The 21,580-nt window shown below is 59.3% G+C and carries 19 protein-coding genes and 8 pseudogenes; 15 read left to right on the top strand and 12 right to left on the bottom strand.

What is annotated here, in order from left to right:
- Positions 1 to 22 precede the first annotated feature (22 nt).
- The 3 genes from MKI86_RS18240 to MKI86_RS18250 form a co-directional block, all read right to left on the bottom strand.
- Positions 23 to 1,000 (bottom strand): TRAP transporter substrate-binding protein, encoded by a 978-nt coding sequence (locus MKI86_RS18240; RefSeq protein ID WP_241603811.1) that lies wholly within the window; start codon positions 998 to 1,000, stop codon positions 23 to 25.
- A gap of 51 nt (positions 1,001 to 1,051) precedes the next feature.
- Positions 1,052 to 1,516, bottom strand: coding sequence for a MaoC family dehydratase (locus MKI86_RS18245; protein ID WP_241603814.1), 465 nt, complete (start codon positions 1,514 to 1,516; stop codon positions 1,052 to 1,054).
- A gap of 186 nt (positions 1,517 to 1,702) precedes the next feature.
- Entirely contained in the window at positions 1,703 to 2,746 is a 1,044-nt protein-coding gene (locus MKI86_RS18250) for a LacI family DNA-binding transcriptional regulator (protein ID WP_306424474.1), read from the bottom strand.
- Between the two features lie 269 nt (positions 2,747 to 3,015).
- Between MKI86_RS18250 and MKI86_RS18255 the strand changes: the two are divergent.
- A pseudogene (locus MKI86_RS18255) lies at positions 3,016 to 3,167 on the top strand (salicylaldehyde dehydrogenase); the annotation flags it as partial.
- A gap of 137 nt (positions 3,168 to 3,304) precedes the next feature.
- Here the strand turns inward: MKI86_RS18255 and MKI86_RS18260 are convergent.
- A pseudogene (locus MKI86_RS18260) lies at positions 3,305 to 4,056 on the bottom strand (IS6 family transposase).
- A gap of 228 nt (positions 4,057 to 4,284) precedes the next feature.
- On the opposite strand from MKI86_RS18260, the pseudogene MKI86_RS18265 reads away from it, so the two are divergent.
- The 3 genes and pseudogenes from MKI86_RS18265 to istB all read left to right on the top strand — a co-directional run.
- Positions 4,285 to 4,388 (top strand): annotated as a pseudogene (locus tag MKI86_RS18265) (DDE-type integrase/transposase/recombinase); the annotation flags it as partial.
- 117 nt (positions 4,389 to 4,505) lie between these two features.
- Complete coding sequence (istA, locus tag MKI86_RS18270; protein WP_241603822.1) at positions 4,506 to 5,792, top strand: IS21 family transposase; 1,287 nt, start codon at positions 4,506 to 4,508, stop codon at positions 5,790 to 5,792.
- The gene (gene istB / locus MKI86_RS18275) at positions 5,792 to 6,592 is read left to right on the top strand and encodes an IS21-like element ISSme2 family helper ATPase IstB (protein WP_113356041.1); all 801 of its coding nucleotides are present in this window, start codon (positions 5,792 to 5,794) and stop codon (positions 6,590 to 6,592) included. Before istA ends, istB begins: the two co-directional genes overlap by 1 nt.
- A gap of 1,677 nt (positions 6,593 to 8,269) precedes the next feature.
- Here the strand turns inward: istB and MKI86_RS18280 are convergent.
- Positions 8,270 to 9,154, bottom strand: coding sequence for an SDR family oxidoreductase (locus MKI86_RS18280; RefSeq protein WP_241603825.1), 885 nt, complete (start codon positions 9,152 to 9,154; stop codon positions 8,270 to 8,272).
- A gap of 56 nt (positions 9,155 to 9,210) precedes the next feature.
- Entirely contained in the window at positions 9,211 to 9,579 is a 369-nt protein-coding gene (locus MKI86_RS18285) for a VOC family protein (protein WP_241603828.1), read from the bottom strand.
- A 108-nt stretch (positions 9,580 to 9,687) separates the two neighbouring features.
- Here MKI86_RS18285 and MKI86_RS18290 point away from each other — a divergent pair, with 108 nt between their 5' ends.
- Positions 9,688 to 10,086, top strand: a complete 399-nt coding sequence (locus MKI86_RS18290; RefSeq protein WP_306424475.1) for a MarR family winged helix-turn-helix transcriptional regulator — start codon at positions 9,688 to 9,690, stop codon at positions 10,084 to 10,086.
- Positions 10,087 to 10,659: 573 nt separating this feature from the next.
- Here the strand turns inward: MKI86_RS18290 and MKI86_RS18295 are convergent.
- From MKI86_RS18295 to MKI86_RS18310, 4 genes are all read right to left on the bottom strand, one after another.
- Positions 10,660 to 11,148, bottom strand: a complete 489-nt coding sequence (locus MKI86_RS18295) for a GlcG/HbpS family heme-binding protein (protein ID WP_241603834.1) — start codon at positions 11,146 to 11,148, stop codon at positions 10,660 to 10,662.
- 88 nt (positions 11,149 to 11,236) lie between these two features.
- Entirely contained in the window at positions 11,237 to 11,845 is a 609-nt protein-coding gene (locus tag MKI86_RS18300; protein ID WP_241603837.1) for a response regulator transcription factor, read from the bottom strand.
- Positions 11,842 to 13,380, bottom strand: coding sequence for a sensor histidine kinase (locus MKI86_RS18305; protein WP_241603841.1), 1,539 nt, complete (start codon positions 13,378 to 13,380; stop codon positions 11,842 to 11,844). Before MKI86_RS18305 ends, MKI86_RS18300 begins: the two co-directional genes overlap by 4 nt.
- The gene (locus MKI86_RS18310; protein WP_241603844.1) at positions 13,377 to 14,276 is read right to left on the bottom strand and encodes a LysR family transcriptional regulator; all 900 of its coding nucleotides are present in this window, start codon (positions 14,274 to 14,276) and stop codon (positions 13,377 to 13,379) included. Before MKI86_RS18310 ends, MKI86_RS18305 begins: the two co-directional genes overlap by 4 nt.
- 213 nt (positions 14,277 to 14,489) lie before the next feature.
- Here MKI86_RS18310 and MKI86_RS18315 point away from each other — a divergent pair, with 213 nt between their 5' ends.
- The 5 genes and pseudogenes from MKI86_RS18315 to MKI86_RS18335 form a co-directional block, all read left to right on the top strand.
- On the top strand, positions 14,490 to 15,083 hold the full coding sequence (locus tag MKI86_RS18315; RefSeq protein WP_241603847.1) for an ankyrin repeat domain-containing protein: 594 nt from the start codon (positions 14,490 to 14,492) through the stop codon (positions 15,081 to 15,083).
- A gap of 15 nt (positions 15,084 to 15,098) precedes the next feature.
- The gene (locus MKI86_RS18320; protein WP_241603850.1) at positions 15,099 to 15,572 is read left to right on the top strand and encodes a nucleoside deaminase; all 474 of its coding nucleotides are present in this window, start codon (positions 15,099 to 15,101) and stop codon (positions 15,570 to 15,572) included.
- A 4-nt stretch (positions 15,573 to 15,576) separates the two neighbouring features.
- The gene (locus MKI86_RS23960) at positions 15,577 to 16,716 is read left to right on the top strand and encodes an MFS transporter (protein ID WP_241603853.1); all 1,140 of its coding nucleotides are present in this window, start codon (positions 15,577 to 15,579) and stop codon (positions 16,714 to 16,716) included.
- 65 nt (positions 16,717 to 16,781) lie between these two features.
- A complete protein-coding gene (locus MKI86_RS18330) occupies positions 16,782 to 17,591 on the top strand; it encodes an AraC family transcriptional regulator (RefSeq protein WP_241603856.1) in 810 nt (269 codons plus the stop codon).
- 587 nt (positions 17,592 to 18,178) lie between these two features.
- Positions 18,179 to 18,337, top strand: a pseudogene (locus tag MKI86_RS18335) (IS66 family transposase); the annotation flags it as partial.
- Positions 18,338 to 18,442: 105 nt separating this feature from the next.
- On the opposite strand, the pseudogene MKI86_RS18340 reads toward MKI86_RS18335, so the two are convergent.
- Positions 18,443 to 18,823, bottom strand: a pseudogene (locus tag MKI86_RS18340) (exonuclease domain-containing protein); the annotation flags it as partial.
- A 205-nt stretch (positions 18,824 to 19,028) separates the two neighbouring features.
- Between MKI86_RS18340 and MKI86_RS18345 the strand changes: the two are divergent.
- The 4 genes and pseudogenes from MKI86_RS18345 to MKI86_RS18360 all read left to right on the top strand — a co-directional run bounded on the left by MKI86_RS18345 (position 19,029) and on the right by MKI86_RS18360 (position 20,856).
- A pseudogene (locus MKI86_RS18345) lies at positions 19,029 to 19,380 on the top strand (type II toxin-antitoxin system RelE/ParE family toxin).
- Entirely contained in the window at positions 19,370 to 19,693 is a 324-nt protein-coding gene (locus MKI86_RS18350) for a helix-turn-helix domain-containing protein (RefSeq protein ID WP_241603858.1), read from the top strand. The pseudogene MKI86_RS18345 and the gene MKI86_RS18350 overlap by 11 nt, the downstream one beginning before the upstream one ends.
- 307 nt (positions 19,694 to 20,000) lie before the next feature.
- Positions 20,001 to 20,351: an MbcA/ParS/Xre antitoxin family protein gene (locus MKI86_RS18355; RefSeq protein WP_241603860.1), complete on the top strand. Its 351-nt coding sequence runs from the start codon at positions 20,001 to 20,003 to the stop codon at positions 20,349 to 20,351.
- A 7-nt stretch (positions 20,352 to 20,358) separates the two neighbouring features.
- Positions 20,359 to 20,856 carry an RES family NAD+ phosphorylase gene (locus tag MKI86_RS18360; protein WP_241603861.1) on the top strand — a complete coding sequence of 166 codons (498 nt, stop codon included), beginning with the start codon at positions 20,359 to 20,361 and terminating at the stop codon, positions 20,854 to 20,856.
- Between the two features lie 161 nt (positions 20,857 to 21,017).
- Here the strand turns inward: MKI86_RS18360 and MKI86_RS18365 are convergent.
- A pseudogene (locus MKI86_RS18365) lies at positions 21,018 to 21,248 on the bottom strand (DUF1403 family protein); the annotation flags it as partial.
- Between the two features lie 6 nt (positions 21,249 to 21,254).
- Between MKI86_RS18365 and MKI86_RS18370 the strand changes: the two are divergent.
- A pseudogene (locus tag MKI86_RS18370) lies at positions 21,255 to 21,580 on the top strand (hypothetical protein); the annotation flags it as partial.

Below are 21,580 nucleotides of genomic sequence, written 5' to 3' on the forward strand. Positions count from 1 at the left end.
TGGTCCGGCCACCTGTGTTCGATTACTTCAGAGCCTGGATTTCAGCCCACAGGCCTTTCGGCCAGAAGCCTTCGGATTCCAGCTTCTCGACCGCAACCTCTGAGCGCTCGCGGAGCGGCGACACGTCGATTTCCGCGACGGTTGCGCCATCGGCAACCATCTTTTCGAGCGTTTCGGCTTGTTCTTCGGTGACCGTGTCCGTCTGCCACTTCACGGCGTCCTGCGCCGCTTTGGTCAGCAGGTCCTGAATCTCGGGCGACTGAGACTGGAACCATGCATCGTTGACCGCGATCTGTGCGATGATGCGGACATGATCCGTGCGGGTGACGTTCGTGGCTGCTTCATGGAATTTCGCGCCGTAGATCGACGAGATGCCACCTTCGGCGCCTTCGACGACGCCCGTCGAGAGGCCGAGGAAGGTCTCACCCCAGGCAACGCGCGCCGGCGCAGTTCCCAGCGTTTCCCACAGCGCCAGGTAGGTGCGGATTTCCGGCACGCGCATCTTCAGGCCCTTGAGGTCGTCGATACCTTTGATCGGACGGGTCGACACCATGACGCGGACCTGGCCGGGGCCGGCCGCAAGCACGCGTATCCCCTGGTCGGCACGCAGCTTTTCAACGGCCGCCTTGTAGGTGTCGCTCGCGATGAAGGCTTCGACATGCGCATTGTCGCGGAACAGGAAACCCCAGCTGACGATGTTCAGGTCCGGAACCCAGTTCGCATAGAAGCTGAAGTCGTCACCGTAGAACTGCACGGCGCCGCTCATCACCTGCTCGATGACCTGAACGTCGTTGCCGAGCTGCTCGCCACGGATGAACTCCAGCTTGATCTGGCCTGCGCCGCGTTCGTTGACCAGGTTGACGAATTTCTGGTTCTGGCGGTCGTAAACGCCTTCCAGCGGATCGGCCCCGCCGAAGACAGCGGAAATTTCGGCCGAAGCCGTGCTCACCATGGCCGCCAGCCCCAAGGCGCCGATCAGACCTTTTCTCATCATTTTCATGCTTTCTCCTCCCACTTTCAGCTGAGGCGACACGAGCGTCGCCCTATCTCCCTAAGAAACCTTCTGAATACCTTCCGGAGCTTTTTCGACGACGCGAATGTGATCGCTAACAAGGACGGTTTCGCCGCGCTGATTGACAACTTCGCAGCGCTCGGTGACCCTGCCGTATTGCGGCCTGCGCGGGTCGTCCGCCTTCTCGATCACGGTGACGAGGGTCTGGATCGTGTCGCCGATAAAGACGGGGCGTACGAAACGGAGGCGGTCATGGCCGTAGCTGAAGGAAGCCGGATTGACTTCGGCTGCCGCCAAACCGATCCCTATGGAAAATACCATCGTTCCATGCGCAATGCGCTGACCAAACGCGGTTTTCGCAGCAAACTCCGCATCAACGTGATGCGGGAAGAAGTCGCCGGTATGCCCGGCATGCACAACGATGTCCGTTTCGGTGATTGTACGCGTCGGCGAGGAACGCGTGCTGCCGATAGTGAATTGTTCGAAATAGACAGCAGCAGACATGGAAACCTCCCTTGCAAAACCACACTCGAAAATGCCGTCGGATCATGCTCGATGTCGACGGCGGTCCCCCTATGTGCGGGGAACATGATTTACGGAAATTTTGGTTCTCCTCCCAAAAAATCACATTATCGTGTTAGCGCTATCATAAGTGAGTGTCAATTGGCTCATATAGGCTTTTATGCAGCATCACGCGCTGGCGCGACGGAGAAGCTGGAGAGGGATGACTTTGCGTGACGAGCCCTGCGCAGTGCCGTCCAGTCGTGCGAGTATGGCATTTGCTGCAAGCACGCCGACTTCCTCGAAAGGCACGGCGACAGTCGTCAGTGACGGAACGATGGCGTCGGCGAAATCATAGTTGCCGAAACCGCAGATCGCTAGTTGCTCTGGCACGCGCAATCCTCGGCGGTTGCATTCGAGGAGGGCGGAGATCGCCAAAGTGTCGGCACTGAAGAAGATCGCCTGCGTCAGCGGATCGGTCGCCAGCACGCGGTCAAGCCCTCGAACGCCGTCGCCGGCCGGCATTGGCAGGGTCAGCTCGATTCGGGCGACAGGGGTGAGGCCATCCTCGGCAAGGCGTGCGCTCAGCCCTTCGAAGCGGGCATTCGAGCGGAAATCCTGTTCCGATCTTCCCCCGACATAGGCGATGCGCGTGAGGCCGCGGCTGCGAAACAGCTCGGCGACTTTCCTTCCAGCTTCGAAATTGCTGAAGCCAACGGACATATCCATTGCTGCGTTGTCGCCATCAAAGGTTTCCACCACAGGTACGCCGCTGTTCTTTAGCAACTGCCGCGTCAGGTCAGTATGTTGGGTGCCTGTGAGAATGAAGCCGTCGGGTCGCCTTTCGAGAAAGGACTGGACAAGTCGTTGTTCGCGGATTTCCGAATAGTCGCTGTGGCCAATCACGACGGAGAACGAGCGCTCCTCCAGGACGCGCACGATGTGATGCACTTCCTGGGCGTATACGGTAGCGGAGAGGCTAGGAATGATAACGGCAACGATGTGGCTGGCGCTGGAGGCGAGAATCCGAGCCGCGCTGTTGGGAATGTAATTCAGTTCGCGGATGGCCTCCTCCACCATGCGACGGGTCTCGTCCGCCACGAGTTCTGGCCGACTGATGACGCGCGATACGGTCTGCATCGAGGTGCCCGCCAACCGGGCGACATCTATCATCCTAACCCCGCCGCTGGATAGGCGGCGGCTGCGTGGCTTCTTCTCAACCGCTTCGGTCATGACTGCCTCTTGTTTCAGCCGATGGGGTAAAGCCCTGAAACGGCGTGGTTAAGGCTTAATTTAAAGATTGGCTAGCATAGCGGCAACAGGAGCTTCACCAAGGTTGTGGATTGGACGTCTCTCCCTGTCTGTAAAATGCCTGCGGGTTGAGTGGCTCAGTTCTACGCGAAAACCAACACTTGGTTGAAAACCTCTGGCAGTTCATGCGCGACAACTGGCTCTCACACCGGGTCTTTAACTCATACGAAGTCATCGTAGACCATTGCTTCAATGGTCCGACGGTCCACGATGAGGCCCAGATGCCTTTCGCCGCGTTAAGAATTCGGGTTACGGTCGCTTCTGCGGCAAAGCAGCGATCGCGGAATTCACAGATCTCCGTTGGATCACCATCGAGGACCCGCATCAGCATTATCCTTTCTGAGTGCGCGGGCCGGGGGATTCAGTCCCGGCCATCACCCTCTGGTTGATCGCACTGATCGCCTAGAGTTGCCAGCTATTTGATCCCCTGGGCGTTGTCACGTTGTTTCACCGAGGCCGCACGAAGCGCTTTCAGTTTACTCAGGCTGCTTCGCCGGTCGCGGCCTTCCACTGCGCCATAGCGCGGATCCGATGAATATGGGTGGCGAGGGCGGTGTGCTTTTGGTGCGGTGGGACGAACAGATTTCTGATTGCCGAAAAGACGGAGATGAATCGTTGCAATCCGCCAGCCGATCGAAAGCCCTGCATCACCCGTTCTCGTTTACGCAGTGGCATGTGGGAATTTTCCGCCCGGTTGTTCAGCCCTTTATGTGATCGATGTTCGACGGTCGGAATCACATCTCGCTTTGCCGCCCCGTATGAACGCAGTTTATCGGTGATGATCCGCTTCGGCGTGAGGCCTTGCTTCTTCAGCAGCCTGAGCAGCAATCGCTTGGCAGCCTTGGTGTCGCGACGGACCTCCACGATCTCGTCGAGAACATATCCGTCCTGGTCGACGGCTCGCCAAAGCCAGTGCTTTCGACCGCCGATTGTCACCACCACCTCGTCCAGATGCCAGATATCCTTGCGCGACGGCGTCTTTCTGCGTAGTCGCTTTGCGTAGGCCGCACCGAATTTGCGGCCCCAGCGCCGGATCGTTTCGTAGGACACGACAATGCCGCGCTCCAGCAGCATTTCTTCCACCAGCCGCAGGCTTAACGGAAACCGGAAATACAGCCAGACCGCATGGGCGATGATCTGCGGTGGGAAACGGTGGTTCTTGTAACTGAGAGGTGGTTGGCTCAATCTCAGCCAACTATCCGCAAACCGTTAAGCCACGGACAACGTGACAGCTCCCATGTACCATATGTCTTGTCCGAAATTCGCTGATATCGATTGAGAGCCGGTATGCCGGAACACGCAGAGAACTACTGCGACGAACGGCAAGGCCCCTCCTATAGCCACCTGGTGTAACAGAATGCTTATAGGACGATGGCGGGCCTGCCGTTCGCCACGAGCCGGGCCGTTAGAGGCTTACGCCTTCCAGTTTACCGATCAGCGTGTTGCGATCCTCAAGGGATTGGCGCGCCGTCGATCAGGATGGCTTCGTGCTCGACGTTCTTGTCCAGAGCCAGAGAAGCGCCAAGGCGGCCAAACGCCTGATGCGAGACTGTTGAAAGGCCAATTCGGGCGATTTTAGCGGCAAGTGTGTTGGTTTCCACGCGGATGTCAGGCGAAGTGAGAAACTGACCCCCTAGCGAAATAAAGAACTGCCCCCTCGTTTCAGAACGAGGAGAGATGGATGATGAGCATGATTTCAGCGCATCCTGCATTGTCGCGAACGATGCAGGGCGAGGATATGCTTCAGGCAGATGAGGTGGTGGCAATGTTGCGGCTTCACGAGCTTGGCTGGGGTGCAAAGCGCTTATCGAAAGAGTTTGGCTGTGCTCGCAACACTGTCCGGCGATATCTACGGGAGGGCGGAGCATCGCCATTTAAAAAGCCGGTTCGCCGTACTGCTTTCGATGGCTTGGATGACTGGCTGCGCGAACGCTTCTTCCGGCACGACGGCAATGCCGATGTGATCCGGCAGGAGCTGGCCAGCGAGCATGGAATTATCATCGGTTTGCGCTCTGTAGAGCTTCGGGTCCGGGAATGGCGGCGCGAACTTAAAGCGCAGAAGCGGGCAACAGTCCGGTTTGAGACACCGCCAGGCCGTCAATTGCAGATCGACTTTGGGCAGACCCGTGTCTGGATTGGCGATGAACGAATCCGGGTAAACGTCTTTGTGGCCACGCTGAGCTATTCCCGACGCATCCATATACGTGCCTCACTGCGAGAAGGACAGACCGACTGGTTCGAGGGCATGGAAGGCGCGTTCCTTCGGTTCGGCGGCGTTCCTGGTGAGGTCCTGCTGGATAATGCGAAGGCGCTTGTCGAACATCACGACGCGGTTAGCCGGGAGGTCCGCTTCAACGCACGGCTATGGGCATTTGCGCGTTACTGGGGCTTCATGCCACGCGCATGCGCTCCATACCGGGCTCGGACAAAGGGAAAGGATGAGCGCGGGGTCGGCTACGTCAAAAAGAACGCCATCGCAGGTCGCCGGTTTGAGAGCTGGGCCTCCTTCGAGGCACATCTGGATCGTTGGATACGTGAGGTCGCCGATCAGCGCGACCACGGCACGACTGGCGAACCTCCAATTGAGCGCTTTGCCGGCGAGGTCGATGCCCTTCGGCCTCTGTCAGGCCGTGCACCGTTTGGTCAGCTGCGCGATCTCGTGCGCAAGGTCCAGGCCGACTGCGCCATCGATCTCGACACCAACAGTTACTCCGTACCCTGGCGTCTCATAGGTGAAAGCGTCCAGGTCATTGTACTTGCGGGTCGTGTCATCGTCCGCCACGCCGGCCATGTCGTAGCTGATCATGCTCTGTGCCAGGGACGGCGACAACGGATTGTGGACCGGACCCACTTCGTCGGCGTTGCGGGTATGGAAGGGCTGGTTCGTTCCGTTCCAGTCGAGACGACGCCAGCAGCCCTGCTGCGCCCGCTTGCAGAATACGAGGCTGTGGTTGGAGGTGGCTGGTGATGACAACCGTAGACAATGATCTACTCATCGCAACGCTCGACCGCCTGAAGCTGACAGCAATCCGCGATCAACTCGACAGCCTGCTAGACGAGGCCGCTCGCTCGAAAATGACGCTGCGCGAGGCATTGGCGTTCCTGGTATCGCGCGAGATTGCACGGCGCGATGAACGACGCATCTCCATGTCGAGCAAACTGGCGCAGTTCCCGTTCGTGCGCGAACTCGACGGCTTCGACTTCGAGGCACAGCCATCGGTGGATCGCGGACAGATTAGAGAGTTGGCAACCTGCCGCTGGATCGCTCACGGCGATACGGTCTTATTCCTGGGGCCACCCGGAACTGGAAAAACTCATCTTGCCGTCAGTCTCGGCCGCGAAGCGATCCGCCAAAATTACAATGTCCAGTTCGTGACCGCAGCCACGCTCGTCGCCATGCTGGCAAAGGCCCACAGCGACGGAACCCTAGACAAGCAATTGACTATCCTGTCACGACCGAAACTGCTCATCATCGATGAGCTCGGATATCTGCCTTTCGAAGCGAACGCGGCGCACCTGTTCTTCCAACTGGTCTCTCGCCGCTACGAGAAAGGATCGATCCTGATTACATCAAATCGATCAGTCGGAGAGTGGGGGAGCGTCTTCGGAGACCCCGTCGTCGCCACCGCGATATTGGACCGCCTTTTGCACCATTCGACAGTGATCACCATTCGAGGTGACAGCTACAGGCTTCGCGAAAAGCGCCGTTCCGGCCTTCTGCAGAAGGCCGGAACGGCGCTCGAGACAAACGAAACAGCAAATCAATGAAGGGGGTCAGTTCTTCGTTTCGCCTACGGGGTCAAATCTTCACTTCGCTTGACAGTCCGCGCATTTTACAGGATGACGACGCCCTGATCCGAGATGTTGGGGCTTACCCGCCGGCAGACTGGCGAACCGCAGCTCCCTTTGATGACCAAGCGAGACTGGGGGACTTCGAATTCCAATATCGGGGTATGGAGTGGCGCTGGACAGGCTACTACAGAAAACCGGATCGATTGTAAGCCTGTGCTCAAAATGACAGATCGTGTCGAGAAAGCCCTCCGCGCAGGCGCTGCCATCGACCGGGCCGGCTGGCGCAGTCAAAACCCATTCTCTTCAAGGATAGCCTGGCGCTGTGTGATCGGCACTCCAGCAGCGAAATGGGACGCCGCGACCGCATCAAGTCTTTGGCGGGGTGCACCGGCACCAATTGAGCCAGAAACGCCTCGCCGAGAGCGACAGAAGCACGAGGTGCCTTGTGCCGCCAACAGAAATAACCGGCGAAGGAAGATGCTATCACAAAAAGCGTCGTGCCATGCCAAGTAACAGCAGATTCCAGATCAAAAGCTCCGGTCCCGTTTCTGATATGAGACGCGGCACACTTTCAACCTTATTGACGATCTAATTTTCCAAGGTTTGTCTCAAACGGGACGTCGAACAGGTAAAGCTCCAGCTCCGTTGCGGAAGAGGGTGTAGATATGTCAGCTAGGCGCCTAGCGCTTATTGGGATGTACTTTCTCGTCACATGCCTGACTGGCCCATCCCATGCACAATCGGCTCTGGCGCCAGAGGAGGTCGCCCCCGCGCTTTCTGCTGACGTTAAGCGGTTCGTCGCGGAACTTTACGCGGAAACGGAGGACTTCGCGGTTCGCATAAATCGATGTGAGGGTCGCCTCGGCGAATTTTCAGATCAAATCTACTATGTGTGGGTCGGCTGGAGAGGTGTCGCTGCTGGTACGGCAGGCAAACAGCTAGTTGACCTTCGCTCGCATTGGTCCGCCACCGGTTGGCAAATCACCAGAGATCGGAAGCTGGACAATGGCGGCATCAACTTGGCCGCAATCGAGCCGGTGACTGGCAACACCTATGCCTTTGATTCCGGCTTCGAGGTGGGGCCTGACAGCTACATCGTGGGCTATTTCCACAGCCCTTGCTTTTTTAGCCCGACGGGACCAGTGCAGTTCGGTCCTTGGCATAAGCCATAGAGCGCGCTGATTGCCGAGCCAGCTTGGTCCCGCCTCAAAAGCTGCGGTTCGCTGATATGTGGTACGAACCATTACTTCGATGGTATCTGCACGTAATCTGCACAATATCTCGATGATTGCTGCACACGCACCTGATGATCTTGTCCCGGGCCGGCTTTCGGTCGTGTCTATGATCATCTGGGTCCGCCATGCCATCCTTCCGCCTTGCAATTGTCCTGCCTGCCGTCTTGCTGGCGGGTTGCTCCAGCCTGACCACACCATATGTCCGGCCGATGCTGCCCAATGCGCCCGCCTGGACGGATAGCGCAGGCACCGCCAATCCGGTAGCGGCCGTGAATAAGTCATGGGCATGGCTAAGCGTCGCCTATTCGGTCGCAAGGAGAACTGGCGGCACGGGGTGGATTGCGAAAAGTCCGCTGACCGTCGCATTATGACAGCAGAGGACATTTGACATGGTCGATCCGACAAATCCCAACAACGCTCAGGCCTCAGCAACTGCCATTTTGATAACCTGGCGATACGGTGTTGTCGGTCGCTCGATCAATGCGCTCAACTGTCGGGAATTGTCCTCCAACTCACCCCTTGAAGCACCGATGTCTGCTTCCGCAATCAGTTCGGCCACCACGTCAGGAAGCCCCATCCCGGTAAGGGCCTGCTTGAACTTTGCCTTAGGAAGATCCTGATAGCTCACTGGCTTGCCGGCCGCCGCCGAAATCGTGTTGGCCAGATCGGCAAGATTGTAGCTCTCGTCACCAGCCAACTCATATATGCGTCCAGCCTGGCCATCCGTGGTCAAAACGATAGCCGCGGCCTCGGCATAGTCGGCACGCGTCGCGGATGAGAATCGTCCCTGTCCGGCGCTGCCGATCACTGCTCCATATTGTAGCGCAGGTTGCACGGAAGGCATGTGGTTCTCGGTGTACCAGCCGTGCCTAAGCAGGACGAAGGGCTGGCCCGAGGCCCGCAAGGAAGCTTCCGTGCTCTTGTGGTCGTCGGCGAGGCCGGACGTCGCCCAATTGGCATGCAGCAAGCTGGTATAGGCGAGCAAGCCAACATTGGCAGCCTTGGCAGCCTTGATGACGTTCTGGTGATAGGCAACGCGCTCGCGCCCGGCGGTTGACGAGATCAGCAGCAGCCGATCAATCCCGTCGAAGGCCTTGGCGAGAGTGTCGGGCTGGGCATAGTCGGCGACGCGGACCTCGATGCCGTCTGCGTTGAATTGCCGAATAACCTCTTGGTCGGGGGAGCGGACGCCCGCCACAATGTGGCTTGCCGGGACACGCCTTAGCAACTCCCGGACAATCAGGCGCCCAAGCTGGCCGGTTGCGCCGGTGACGAATAGGCGGGGCTGAGTGTTATCAGACATGTTAATAATATCTTTCTTGACCAGAAGTGCCGTCGGAAAGGCCGTTGCCGTGCCGTTTAGTTTTGCGCGGTGTGGAAGGTGATGGCGTAGCCGTCAGGATCGCCGGCCACGAAGAACCGGCCGAACGGGCCATCATTGATGGGGGCCAACACTTTCCCACCGCGTTCAACAATGAGGTCGTGAAGGGCGTCCGCATCGTTGCAGGCGACCCATAAGACCACGCCGGTTCCCAGGGGACCTGCTTCGGGCAGCGGGCGCAGCGGCTCGCGCAGCGCCAGGGCAATGGGCTTTGTTACAAAGACGACGGCACCTGGCGGGTTTCGCTCCTGAGCCATAAAGCCGAAGATTTCACTATAGAATTTGGTGGACGCTGTGAGGTCACGAACCTGCAGGGCAATAAAGGATGGGCCAATTGGCATTGTCATAATGTGCGCTCCCGGATATTATCAGCTTCCTTACATAAATATCAGGACCCTGATATGTCAATGCGCAAAATGACTCCGTCAAGTGAGGAGGTTTGGATCGGATACAGTTTGAAGATCGCCCAGCATCGCCTGCGCCAGCGGCTGGAGGCCGAGCTGTCGGGAACCGGTGTCTCGGCGGCACAGAATGCGGTACTGCTCGCTATCGGCGACAATCCGCGCATCTCCAATGCCGCTCTGGCACGCGCAGCGTTTGTTACACCTCAGTCTATGCAGGGCGTGCTGGTCACTCTTGAGCGGGATGGATTTATAGTGCGGACGCCGCACCCTGAGCATGGGCGGATCATCATGACGGAACTGACGGAGAAAGGTCTAGCGGCAGCACATGCTGGCATGATTGCTGCCGAGATGGTCGAGCGACAGATGCTTGCCGGCCTGACGGCGGATGAAGCAAAATTGCTGGGTGAGCTATTGCAGCGCTGCGCTCAAGCGCTCGAACCTGACAGTTGACGACTGGACGATGATGCCCGCTTCAGGCAGCCGGACCATGAGCATTTACGGCCGCAATGGGGTCGGGAGTTGCCGTTTGCCGGCCTTCAAGATCTACCGGGCTGTAGCGCGGAGTCGGCGGTTCCGCATACCGGTTGGCGGTGTGCGGTGATCGGCGGCAACATCGCGCTGTAGAAGACCATCGGCGGTATTTGGCGCGCTGAACCCGGTGAAGATGACAATTGTGTCTACGCTGTAGCCCTCTAAATTCAAAAGCCGCAATCAAATCGGAAATCGCTGAAACAGCGGTAACCTTCAGTCTTCTCCCTTATCCAAATTTTCATCCCAAGCGCCGAGCTTGCGCGCCTGAAGTTCGAAGTATACTTACCGAAAAACCGGAGTCATCGATGCCGGGATAAGCGTTGAATATGCCTTCGTTACTACAAGCCTGTGAAGAAAGAATAAGATTTCATATCAAAGGCATACGCCCGAACGCCTCTCAAAGCTGGAGGCCCTACCAAACACAGAATACCAAAAGGAAACGGCCTGCACCGGAGGCAGGCCGTTCGGTCTCAAATGCTGTTTGCAGCGATATTACTCGGTCGCGGCACCGACAGCCTGCAGGCCGGCAATGGCGCATCCGGCGTCGATATCACCCGAGGGGGCACCGCCCACGCCGATGCCACCGACAAGCGCCGTGCCGAACTTGATCGGCAGGCCGCCACCTTGGATGACCATACGGCTATCCATGTCGCGCAGGCCGTCATTGGCGGGCTGGGACGCGATGAACTCCGCAAGGCCAGCGGTATCGCGACCCATGGCGGCGGAAGTGAAAGCCTTGCCGGTGGCGCTGGAAGCCGTATGGGGCCCGGAGTTGTCGGCCTTCAACAGCAGCTTGGTGGCACCGTCGCGAGCCACGATGGCAACGCTCACATTGTGACCTTCGGCAGCGCACGCCTTCAGCGCGGCGTCGGCAGCCTGGGTGGCCAGCTCAAGTGGGAGGTACGGGGCCGTCGGCAGGTCTTGTGCGGAGGCAGCCAGCGGAGCAAGAAGCGCGGAGGCGAAAACGAGGGTGCGGATCATCATGGTTTCCTTTGCTGTTGATGATCATCATCTAGACAGCCCCCGTTTTCCCCGCCATTCGTAGGCCTTGTGAGCCTTTTCCGTAGTTCTACGGAGTTTCGCGCCCCTCAAGCCAAAGCCGTGTCATCTCGGCCTGCGAGACGGTGCCAAGTTTGGCACCGATGGCGGCGCGGTGGCTGTCCACGGTGCGCGGCGACAGGTCCAGCCCCTCCGCGATCTGGCGCGTGGTGAACCCTTCGGCAATACGGTCCAGAACCTCGCGTTCGCGCGGCGTGAGCGCGGCGAGCAGGGCCAGCGTTTCCGCCTGTTCCGCGCGCCGGTCCAGCGTGCGCGTCAGCGCTTCCTGTCCACGCTGGATAGCATCGATAAGGTCCTGCTCATCGACCGGCTTGGGCAGAAAATCGACTGCGCCATTGTGGAAGGCGCGCCGGCAGGCTTCTATGTCGCCATGACCCGAAATGACGATGGTGGGCCAGTTGATTCCCTGTGCCGCCAGTCGTTCCTGCAATTTTAGGCCAGAGATGGTCGGCATTCTGATATCGAGGATCAGGCAGCCAGGGGCAAGTTTTGGCACCTCGGCCAGAAAGGCCTGAGGATCAGCGAACCCTTTCGTGGTGATGCCAACAGTGGACAGGAGCAACGCCAGGGCCTTGCGTACCGCCTCATCATCATCCACGAGATAGACCGAATGGATCATCGTTCGGCCCCCCGCGGTTCCGGTTTGGGCGGCAGCGCGACCCGAAAGGCTGCTCCCGCGTCGCTGTCAACCAGCGCGATTTCGCCTCCGGCCCGCTCCACCAGCCGCTGGCTGAGCGCAAGACCAAGCCCTGTGCCGTCGGGGCGAGTGGTCATGAAGGGCGTGAACAGGCGCGGCCGCAACTGCTTCGGCACACCAGGGCCGTTATCGACTACCTCAAGCACTGTGTGGGACGCATCCTGCCGCAGGTTGATGGAAACGCGCCCCCCGCCGCTGCTGGCGTTGCCCGTGGCGTCAATAGCGTTGCGGACCAGATTGAAGACGACCTGCTCCATTTCGATGGGGTCGCCGGCCACCAGCACCGGCTTTTCCGTCATCTCAAACTCTAGCCGCACGTCACGCTGCACTGCCTGTGGCTCCAGCAATGCCCGTACGTTGGCGACAGCCTCACGCAGATCGAAGGTTGATGTTGGTCCGTGTTGCGGCCGCGACCAATTGCGGAAGCGTTCCAGCATGGTGGACGCCCGTCGCACTTGCGTCACGGTGTCATCGATTGTGGACGCGAGCGCTGCAGTGTCGCCGCGTGCCAGCAATCGCCGCCCGGCCTGGGCTTGCGCAAGAATTGCGGTCAGAGGCTGGGTGAGTTCATGGGCAAGCCCGCTTGCCATCTCCCCCAGTGTATTGACGCGCGATGCATGGGCAAGGCGCGAATCCAGCGCGCTGAGACGCGCCTGCTCCAGTGCACGGCGGGTGCGGGCCCGCTGGCGCAGCATGATAAGCGCCGTCACATAGGCGAGCGCCACCACCAGCAGCACCACCACGGTCTTGGCTGGCGGAAACAGGTCTACCAGGCTAACCTCCATCCCAGTTTGCAATTGCAGGGGTTGCGAGGCGCTGCCAAGCGGCTCGGAAAAACGGATCTCTTGCGGCACCTCGCCATAGGCTATAAGCTTCTGGCCACCAGGCAGTAAAAGTCCAAGCGCTGCGCCCGGCCGCAGCCAGAACGATCCCGCCTCGTCAAGCAGCCTTTCCGCATCGATGCCCAGCATCAGCCCGTAGCGCGCCGCCTCCGTATTGGGACTGCGCTTGACCATGATGTAATGATGCGGCTTGTCTGGATGCGGTAACACGGCAGTGCTGCCATCAGACGCCATTGCCGCTGCTCGGATCGTATCGGCCAGTGCGGGATAGAGCTTTTCGGTGCCTGTGGTTTCGTCCCCATGAAACAGCGGAACGAGCTGCACCTCATCGATACGCGGATAAAAACGCGAGATCGTGGCGGCAACGTCAAGAAAAAGGTCGTGTCGTGCGCCATCAGCCGCAAGCGCGATCGCCGACAGGGCAGTCATATGGGCGTCATGCTGGTCGGCTCGCTGCGATGCGAGGCGGTGCAGGATCGCGCTCTGCTGCTCCAGTTCGGCAACCAGGGACTGTCGCTCCACCATCGCCAGAATGCTGGCCGTGCAAATGAGCAGCAACACGCCAACGACAATCAGCCTGAACTGATTTTCAAGGATCAGCCTGCTGCCTTTCATGTACGAATACTCACCGGTTCCGTGTGTGGCTGAAATAGCGCGGCCCGGGCGGCAAGGGTGGCCTGCATGGCGTCGACCAGCTCCAGAACCGCCCCTGCTCCCTCCCATGAATACAGCGCAACAACCATAGGTGTTTCCATGCCGAACGGCGCATAGCGGCGGACGCGGTAATCTTGCGCTGCATGGACGGGGAGGAGCGATAGGCCGAGCCCCGCCTCGACGGCGACCAGTACATTGTGGAGGCTGCTGGCCGCAAAAGCGACATACCAGCGACGCTCTTCGCGCTCGATGCGCTCGAACATCGCTTCGCGATAAAGCCCGCCCGGCTGGAAGGCGACGAGCGGGATTGGAATTGCCCGCTCCTTCGCCATCTCCAAGCCCATCGGCACGTCGATGCTCTCAAACCAGGCCATGGGCTCGGCAAAGGCGGCCCGGCAATCCGGGTCCGGCTGGCTTTCCTTGAAAACACCGATGTCGAAGTCGCTGTTGCGATAACGTCTCTTGAGATCGCGGCTCAAACCCGCTGTGACGTCCAGCCGAATATTACGATGTCGGCGAGCAAAATCGCTGAATGTACTGGCCATTGCTGCATTGAAAATATCTTCGGGCACGCCAATGCGGATGGAAGCGGTGCCCACCGGGTCGCCCATGGCGGCCTCAGCCTCCTGCTGGAGGGCAAGCAACCTTCGAGCATATCCCAGAAGCCGCTCGCCAGTGGCGGTCGGTTCAACCGGGCGCAATGAACGCTCGATCAGGATAGCACCTACTGCATCTTCTAGTCGGCCAAGCTGCTGACTGATTGTGGATTGCGTCATATGCAGACGCTCGGCCGCTAGGGTGAAACTTCCCGCATCAACGATTGCAGTAAAGGCGCGAAGCAGTCGAGGATCGAACATATAGGTTACGTCGGCAGAGGAAGCCATTCACATTGGCGATGCAAAACATCTGAATATTTAATTTTCAAATGTCAACTCTCCACGATACCCGAAATCAAAGCCTGCTGGCCTGTTGTGCCCATCAATAGGAGTTTCATTATGCGCCGCCGTACGATCATCACAAGCGCCGCCAGCTTGGTTTTGGCGGCATCCTTCATTGGACCTGGAAATGCTATGAGCGATACGCAATTGCATGCCGCGGCTGAGCAGAACGACGCCACGCTCGTCACCCAGCTTCTGACTGACGACGCCAAAATCGATGCACGCGACAGCAACGGAGCGACAGCGCTGCTGCGGGCGACCCATGCCAATGCAGTCGATTCCGCCCGCGCCCTTATCGAGGCTGGGGCCGACGTCAATGCCAAGGACAAGATTGATGACAGCCCCTACCTCTATGCCGGGGCGCGAGGTCATCTTGAAATTCTCAAAATGACACTGGCGCATGGGGCCGATCTGAAAAGCACGAACCGCTACGGAGGCACTGCGCTGATCCCGGCTTCGGAACGCGGCCATGTCGAGACGGTTAAAACGCTGATCGAGGCTGGTGTTGATATTGATCACGTCAACAACCTGCACTGGACCGCGCTGCTTGAGGCAATCATCCTTGGCGATGGCGGCAGCAACCACCGGCAGATCGTGGAACTGCTGGTCAAGGCCGGTGCCAATGTCAACCTGGCGGACGGCAATGGCGTGACGCCGCTTCAACATGCACGCAGCGCCGGCTACAGCGACATCGAGAAAATCCTTGCCGCCGCTGGCGGCCGATAGACCGTGGAGGTTGCAATGAGCGATGCAAAAGGGTTTTTGCGCCAGGCGGTTGAGCTAGCGCGTGAGAATGTCGAGGCTGGCGGGCGTCCGTTCGGGGCTGTGGTGGTGAACGGCGGCAAGATCATCGCCACTGCCGTCAATGAAATGCATTTAAGCCATGACGTCACCGACCATGCTGAACTTCTGGCTATTCGCGACGCCGTCCGCACGCACGGCCCGGACGCGCTGCAAGGCAGCTCCGTCTATGCCAGCGGCCACCCCTGTCCGATGTGCATGGCCGCCATGCGGCTGGCCGGGGTGGCCACCGTGGCCTATGCCTATTCCAACGAGGATGGTGCGCCGTTCAACCTGTCGACCTCAGATATCTACGCCGACCTGAAGCGCCCGTTTGCAGAACAGTCCATGGCAATCAGCCATCTGCCGCTGGAGAGCAAGCCCGGACAAAACCTCTACAAACAGTGGGCCGAAGCCCGCGACAGTCGAAAATAAGACGATGAAACAGGACTCCGCACCGGTTTCCGGTCGCCTGCTGTTGCTTGCGGCTATTGTGCTGGTGGGGCTAAATCTGAGGCCGTTCATCACTGGAGTCGGTCCGCTCGCCGCCGGTATTTCCTTGCAGACCGGTCTCGACTTGCAAGGACTCTCGTTGCTGACGCTGGTGCCGATGTTCCTGATGGGGGCGGTAGCTTTTGCGGGCACGGCCTTGCAGGCACGGGTTGGTGCTCGGCATTCCATCCTTGTCGCGCTTGCGGTGCTGGCGGCCGCCTCATTGTTGCGACTGTTCGTGTGGACCGGCTGGCAGATGGTGGCCACGGCGGCACTGCTCGGCCTTGGCGCGGCAGCGGTTCAGGCCATGTTTCCCGGCATCATGAAGCGGCATTTCCCCGACCATGTTGGCGTCGTGATGGGGCTTTACGCCACCATGCTGATGGGCGGCGGCGCGGTGGGCGCACAACTGGCTCCGCTGATTGCGGCTGCTGCCGGCGACTGGCATGCGGGGCTAGCCTGGATAGCGCTGCCGGCGCTTTTGGCGCTGTGGCTCTGTGCGCGCAGCCTTTCACCAGACGCGCAGAGCGTGGGGGGCATCAGCAAGACCGGCGCTCCTCTCAGACGCCCGCGCACCTGGCTGTTGATGGCCTGTTTCGGGCTCGTCAATGGCGGCTATTCCACTGCGGTGGCGTGGCTTTCCCCCTTCTATCGTGATCTCGGCTGGAGCGCCTCCGCCAGCGGTAGCCTGCTGGTCGTGTCAATGGATAGGCTTGGTATGCCCGACGTGCCCGGTCAGGGATACTGTTTTTTGAAGTCCCAAAAAGCCCCAGGGCTTGCTTGCTCAACGTCTCTCTTGCTGAGCCCGATGTCCTCCAGTTGCTCGTCCGTGAGTTCCCGAAGATCGCGAATCTGTTTGTACTTTTCCAACCGCCGGTCAACTGCGACAACGATAAGGAGAACCAGTCTTACCAAAGAACCCCAGCGATCAGGAGTGGGCGTGATATCAGAAGCCGCCTCTATACTCCGAGCCGATTTCGGCGGGGCTTGTCTTCCTGGGGGGGCGGCGGGAAGCGCCGGGCCCGAATCCTTGACGATGTCCGTCGTGCTCATTGTGAACAATCCTGAAGAAGTTATGATTGCCTAAGCCTAGCCTTTAACAACTCGGCCTACCGCTTGGGGTATGCCGTTAAATTATGCTAATAGGCCAAAATGGACGGCTTCGATCTTTCGACATTTGACGACAGCGTCCCGCGCGAAATCGTGGCGCTGGGTATCACCTATCCAGACGGATATATCGAAGAAAAGCACAGCCACCGCCGTGCGCAGTTGCTTTACGGAACATCTGGCGTGCTGATGCTGACGACGCAACGCGGCGCATGGATGATGCCACCGCACCGCGGCATGTGGATACCGCCCGGGACAGAGCACGAGGTTAAGATGCTCGGTTCAGTCGCAATGCGCAGCATCTATATCGAACCGGCCGCATCGAAGGCGCCTTTCGACCACTGCCAGGTTGTCAGCATCTCGGGCCTGATGAAAGAACTCTTGATGGAGGCCGCAACGATGCCGCGCCACTATGACAAAAGTGGCCGCGATGGTGCTGTCATGGATCTCATCCTGCATGAGCTGCGACGTCTCAGTCCGGTGCCACTAACACTACCGCTGCCGGGTGACGCGAAGCTATCGTCGTTGTGCCGCGACTTTCTGCTCCATCCGAACTCGCAGGAAACCGTCGACGATTGGGTTGAGCAGGCAGCCATGAGCCGGCGGACCTTCACGCGCCGCTTCAAAAGCCAGACTGGCCTGAGCTTTGTAGCTTGGCGCCAGCAGGCTTGCCTCATGTCGGCGTTGCCAAGGTTGGCTCAGGGCGAGGCGATCACGACAGTCGCATTTGATCTTGGATATGAAAACCCGGCGTCGTTTACGGCGATGTTCGTCCGTTTGCTTGGCATCGCGCCCCGCGAGTATCTTAGATCAGGCATTGCGACACCTGCGCAGCCTGTTGTGGAAGACAAATGAACACAGGTCGTACGACCCAAGGATCACATACTTCTTCACCGGCGCGCTAATCGCTCTCCGAAAAGCAGGGCAAGTCCACCCCTCGGGACTTCAAAGATAGCGTAAGACCAGAAAACCCGCATGCGCAATTTTTCGAGGTCACGCGCTCACCGGATGCGCGCTCTCACACCCGGCCTGCACAAGCGGATCTTAGTCATGACGAAGGTGCGCAGCACATATCCGCGCGGAAGGCTGGGGATACCGCCCGGCCGCCCTTTTGCCGCGCCAAGGGGGCAGCGCCCCCAAGAAACGGCCCGGTCAGAGCGGAGCGGAGGCCGGGAAGAAGATCTGATCGGGATACGCAAAGCCTGAAAACCGGAAAGCCGTGCATCCCGATTTCCGTATTCCCTAAAAGGCGGCCCGCGCCGAACTCGGTGGCGCCGGCGAAGATTGCCGAAATAGCCAATCTTGAGAACTGCTTGGCGCCGAGCGCCGATTGCCCTCCATAGCTCTCCCAAAGATCGAAAGCCGTTGCGGGCTGTCATCGACCTGAAGGTTGGGCCGGGGCGGGTGCCGCCTTACACACGGCCATGACTGTGTCTCGCAGCCAGGCTCCAGCTCGAGCACGGCTGATCCCGGCAGGACTGCCGACGGAAGCGACCGTCGCTCATGTGCTCGTTTCCAAGTATGCGGACCACCTTCCGCTTTACCGTCAGGCCCAGATCATGAATCGCCAGGGCATCGATCTCGACCGCTCCACACTTGCAGCGTTCGAATTGGCCCGTTGTGATGGCTGTCATCCTGGCGATCGCTTGGCAGCTCGCCGGCTTCCGCGTCTTCCACCTCACCTTCGTCGCGATCAGCTACCTCGCCAGCCGCGTGATGTCGGCGGGAATGGCGACACTTGGCTGCCGCAGTCCACCGTAGACGTCCGTGACATCGCCGATGTTTCCAGCCGCGTCGAAGCTGAACGCGACGATCCCGATCTCGATGATTTCGTCCTTGCGGGCGTTGAGGCCTGTAGTCTCCGTATCGACGATGACACCGCGCAAAGGAAACCCGGGCCGTGGTGCATTCGCAATGGCGCGTGCCTCCAGTTTCCGCAGAACACGATAGAGGCCAGTTTCTTCGAGCCGGCGGACCATGTCGATCTCATCCTGAACACCTTGCACGCCGTCCCTAGGGACGGACTGGGCCTTTACTTCGGGCTCCCTCACCTCCCCTGTCCCGAACAAGTCGAACTGCTGCTTCATTCCACCTATCTCGTATTGGCTAGCGCGTAACGCCGCGCGCTTGAGGGCTTCTTATAGAGCCTGCAGTGAACATTCGAAACTAGAGCACATGAAAGCCGCAAACCAGGGCCGCGCTTGCTGCCCGGATTCTGAATCAGGTATGGGAGACGGCATAGCTCTCCTATTAAAATCTTGATGGATGTAGCACTTGGTGCTATATAGACCGATGTCAGAACGAGTGTTCAAGACAGCGTGGTTTGCCAAGGCGGCAAAGAAGGCGCGCATCTCCGACAAGGCGTTGTCGAAGGCAATCGGGCAGGTTGCCCTTGGACAGGCCGACGATCTCGGCGGTGGCGTCTTCAAGAAGCGCCTCAACGACAACATGCTTCGTTCTGGCGAAGGCCGGAGAGTTCTGGGTGTTCGCCTATCTCTTCGCCAAGAAGGATCGGGCGAACATCGATGACGACGAGCTTCTGGCGTTCCGGAAACTCGCAGACCTCTACCGGGGCAAGGCGAAAGCCGACCTCGAAGCGGAACTTCAGATCGGCGCCTTACTGGAGATTGATCATGGCAACTAAACGCAAGTTCAAGAGCGATGCGTTCGAGGCAATCCATAGCGCTGGCGAGGGCATGTTTGCAGCTGGGACTATCGACAAGGAAACGATGCGGACCTTCGATGAGGATTGCCTTGTGATGCCGCAGGAACTGTCGCCCGGCGAGATCAAGGCGCTCCGCGAGGATAACCATGTCAGCCAGCCGGTCTTTGCCCGCTATCTGAACACAAGCCAGTCGACGGTTCAAAAGTGGGAAACAGGTGCCAAGCGCCCGAGCGGGCCAGCGCTCAAGCTCCTCTCTCTCGTGCAAAAGCACGGGCTGCAGATGCTTGCGTAACTGAACCGCCACTGAAGTGGGGCAGCGTTCGAACGTTGAGCAAGTTCGAGCAGACCCATACCACCCGGTGCATTCAAATTTCCGGGTTCCAGATGACAAAGCACCTTTGCCGGTCTTATTGCCGACGCTGGCATAGCAAAGGTTCCCCGACACACTGGATATAGCGTCGCCGCCCTCTGCACCTTAGACGCGACCTGCGAGTGTGTTGCTCTCCCCTCCCTTCTTGATTTTGCCCTTCCCTTGAATGCCGAGATTTCTGACGCTATATTGCGTCATAATGACTGGCGTCGACATTGAGGTAAAAGCCATGGGAATTGCGCAATACGCTGACGAGGGGCTTTTTTCGCCGCGGAAGATCGCCAATGTACTGCGGACGACGAGTGAGGAAATCGCCCGCACGGCCGGACTCGGCAAGGATGCGATCCAACGGAAGGACCGGATCCGGTCCGACAGGACGCAGCGCCGTCTGCGCGAGATGACCGAGGTCGTCAACAAGGTGGAACCGCGCTTCGGGTCGGCGCTGATGGCCTATGCCTGGTATCGCTCCGAACCGTTGCCGGGCTTCTCAGGAATGACAGCGATGCAGTTGGTCCGGGAGGGCCGCGCCGACGAGGTTCTCGACTATATCGACGCGGTCGATGCCGGCGTCCACGCCTGACAAGACGATGCGGTATGAAGGCGCGCTCTTTCGAGCACTGAACCCGATCTTTGCTCGCGAGCCAATGTCCGGGCGCGGGGCGGAGTTGTATGGCGGCCGCTTCAACAAAAAGGGCACGCCAGCGCTCTACACCTGTCTGACGGTAATGACCGCCCTTCGCGAGGCCAACCAGGCCGGCAGCTTGCAGCCGACTACGCTAATCTCCTACGACGCCGATATCGGTCGGGTATTCGACACCAGGGACGAGGCCGCATTGCTGGATGAAGGGATGGCGCCGTCATCTCTCGCAGACCCTACATGGCGAGAGCAGATGAAGGCGAGCGGCGAGGCCCGCACCCAGACTTTTGCCCGACACCTCGCCGCCGCAGGCTATCACGGCCTGCTTGTCAGGAGCTTCGCGCCAGGCGCCAATGCGGACGATCTCAACTTGGTCCTGTGGCAATGGGGCGCCGCCGCCCCCGCGCGCTTAACGCTGATAGACGACGAGAAGCGGCTGTCGCGGTAGTGACAACCGATCGTCCCAGCCTGGCCCCAACAGATAGGCAAGCTCCACCACCGCTTTCGAGGAAAAAGCTGGTCGTCGGGTGGAAAGCCCTTTGGTGGCCGAAAACACCTTCCAGCCGGGACCGGATCGTCACCAGCGACCGACAGCAGAACGGCATCGCGCAACGCCGGCTTGTTCTCGCTGCGTCCCATCAGCCGAACCGCGAAAGCGGCGCATTTCAGGGCCTGGCGACCTCGCCAGCAGCCGGCCCAGGCGGGCTCGGAGCGAACAAGATCGCACAACGACTTCAAAGCGATGCGGGCGGCGAAGGCGGCAGTAAGCTCGCCCGGCCTGCGACCACGCGGCAGCTCCAACCGGGCAAGACGAGGGTGAACGTCGGAGAGGAGATGCATGGGATAATGGGCGAGCCCATAACTGCAAGCACATACCAAATTTGCGGTTTATGCTATTTATGGCGATTAAACCGCACAGGTTGTCTTACACATATAATGATGCATAATCTTGCATTATCGTTCATTATGCTCTTTAATAGAGAAATGCGCCCTATCGTCGAGCAGAACAGCGAAAATCACCCTCAGGAGAGCTCAGCGCCGTCTGACAGCACGGCTGTTGGCGGTGGGGATTTGGCTGCCTTGCCGCCGGATGGTGGATCGGGGGCTGTGCCGGCGCATCTGCGGGATCTGACGGAGCGGGCGCGTGGTTATGTGGAGGCGGCGAGTTCGGC

This window comes from Shinella sedimenti (assembly GCF_022601905.1).
GTDB lineage: Bacteria > Pseudomonadota > Alphaproteobacteria > Rhizobiales > Rhizobiaceae > Shinella > Shinella sedimenti.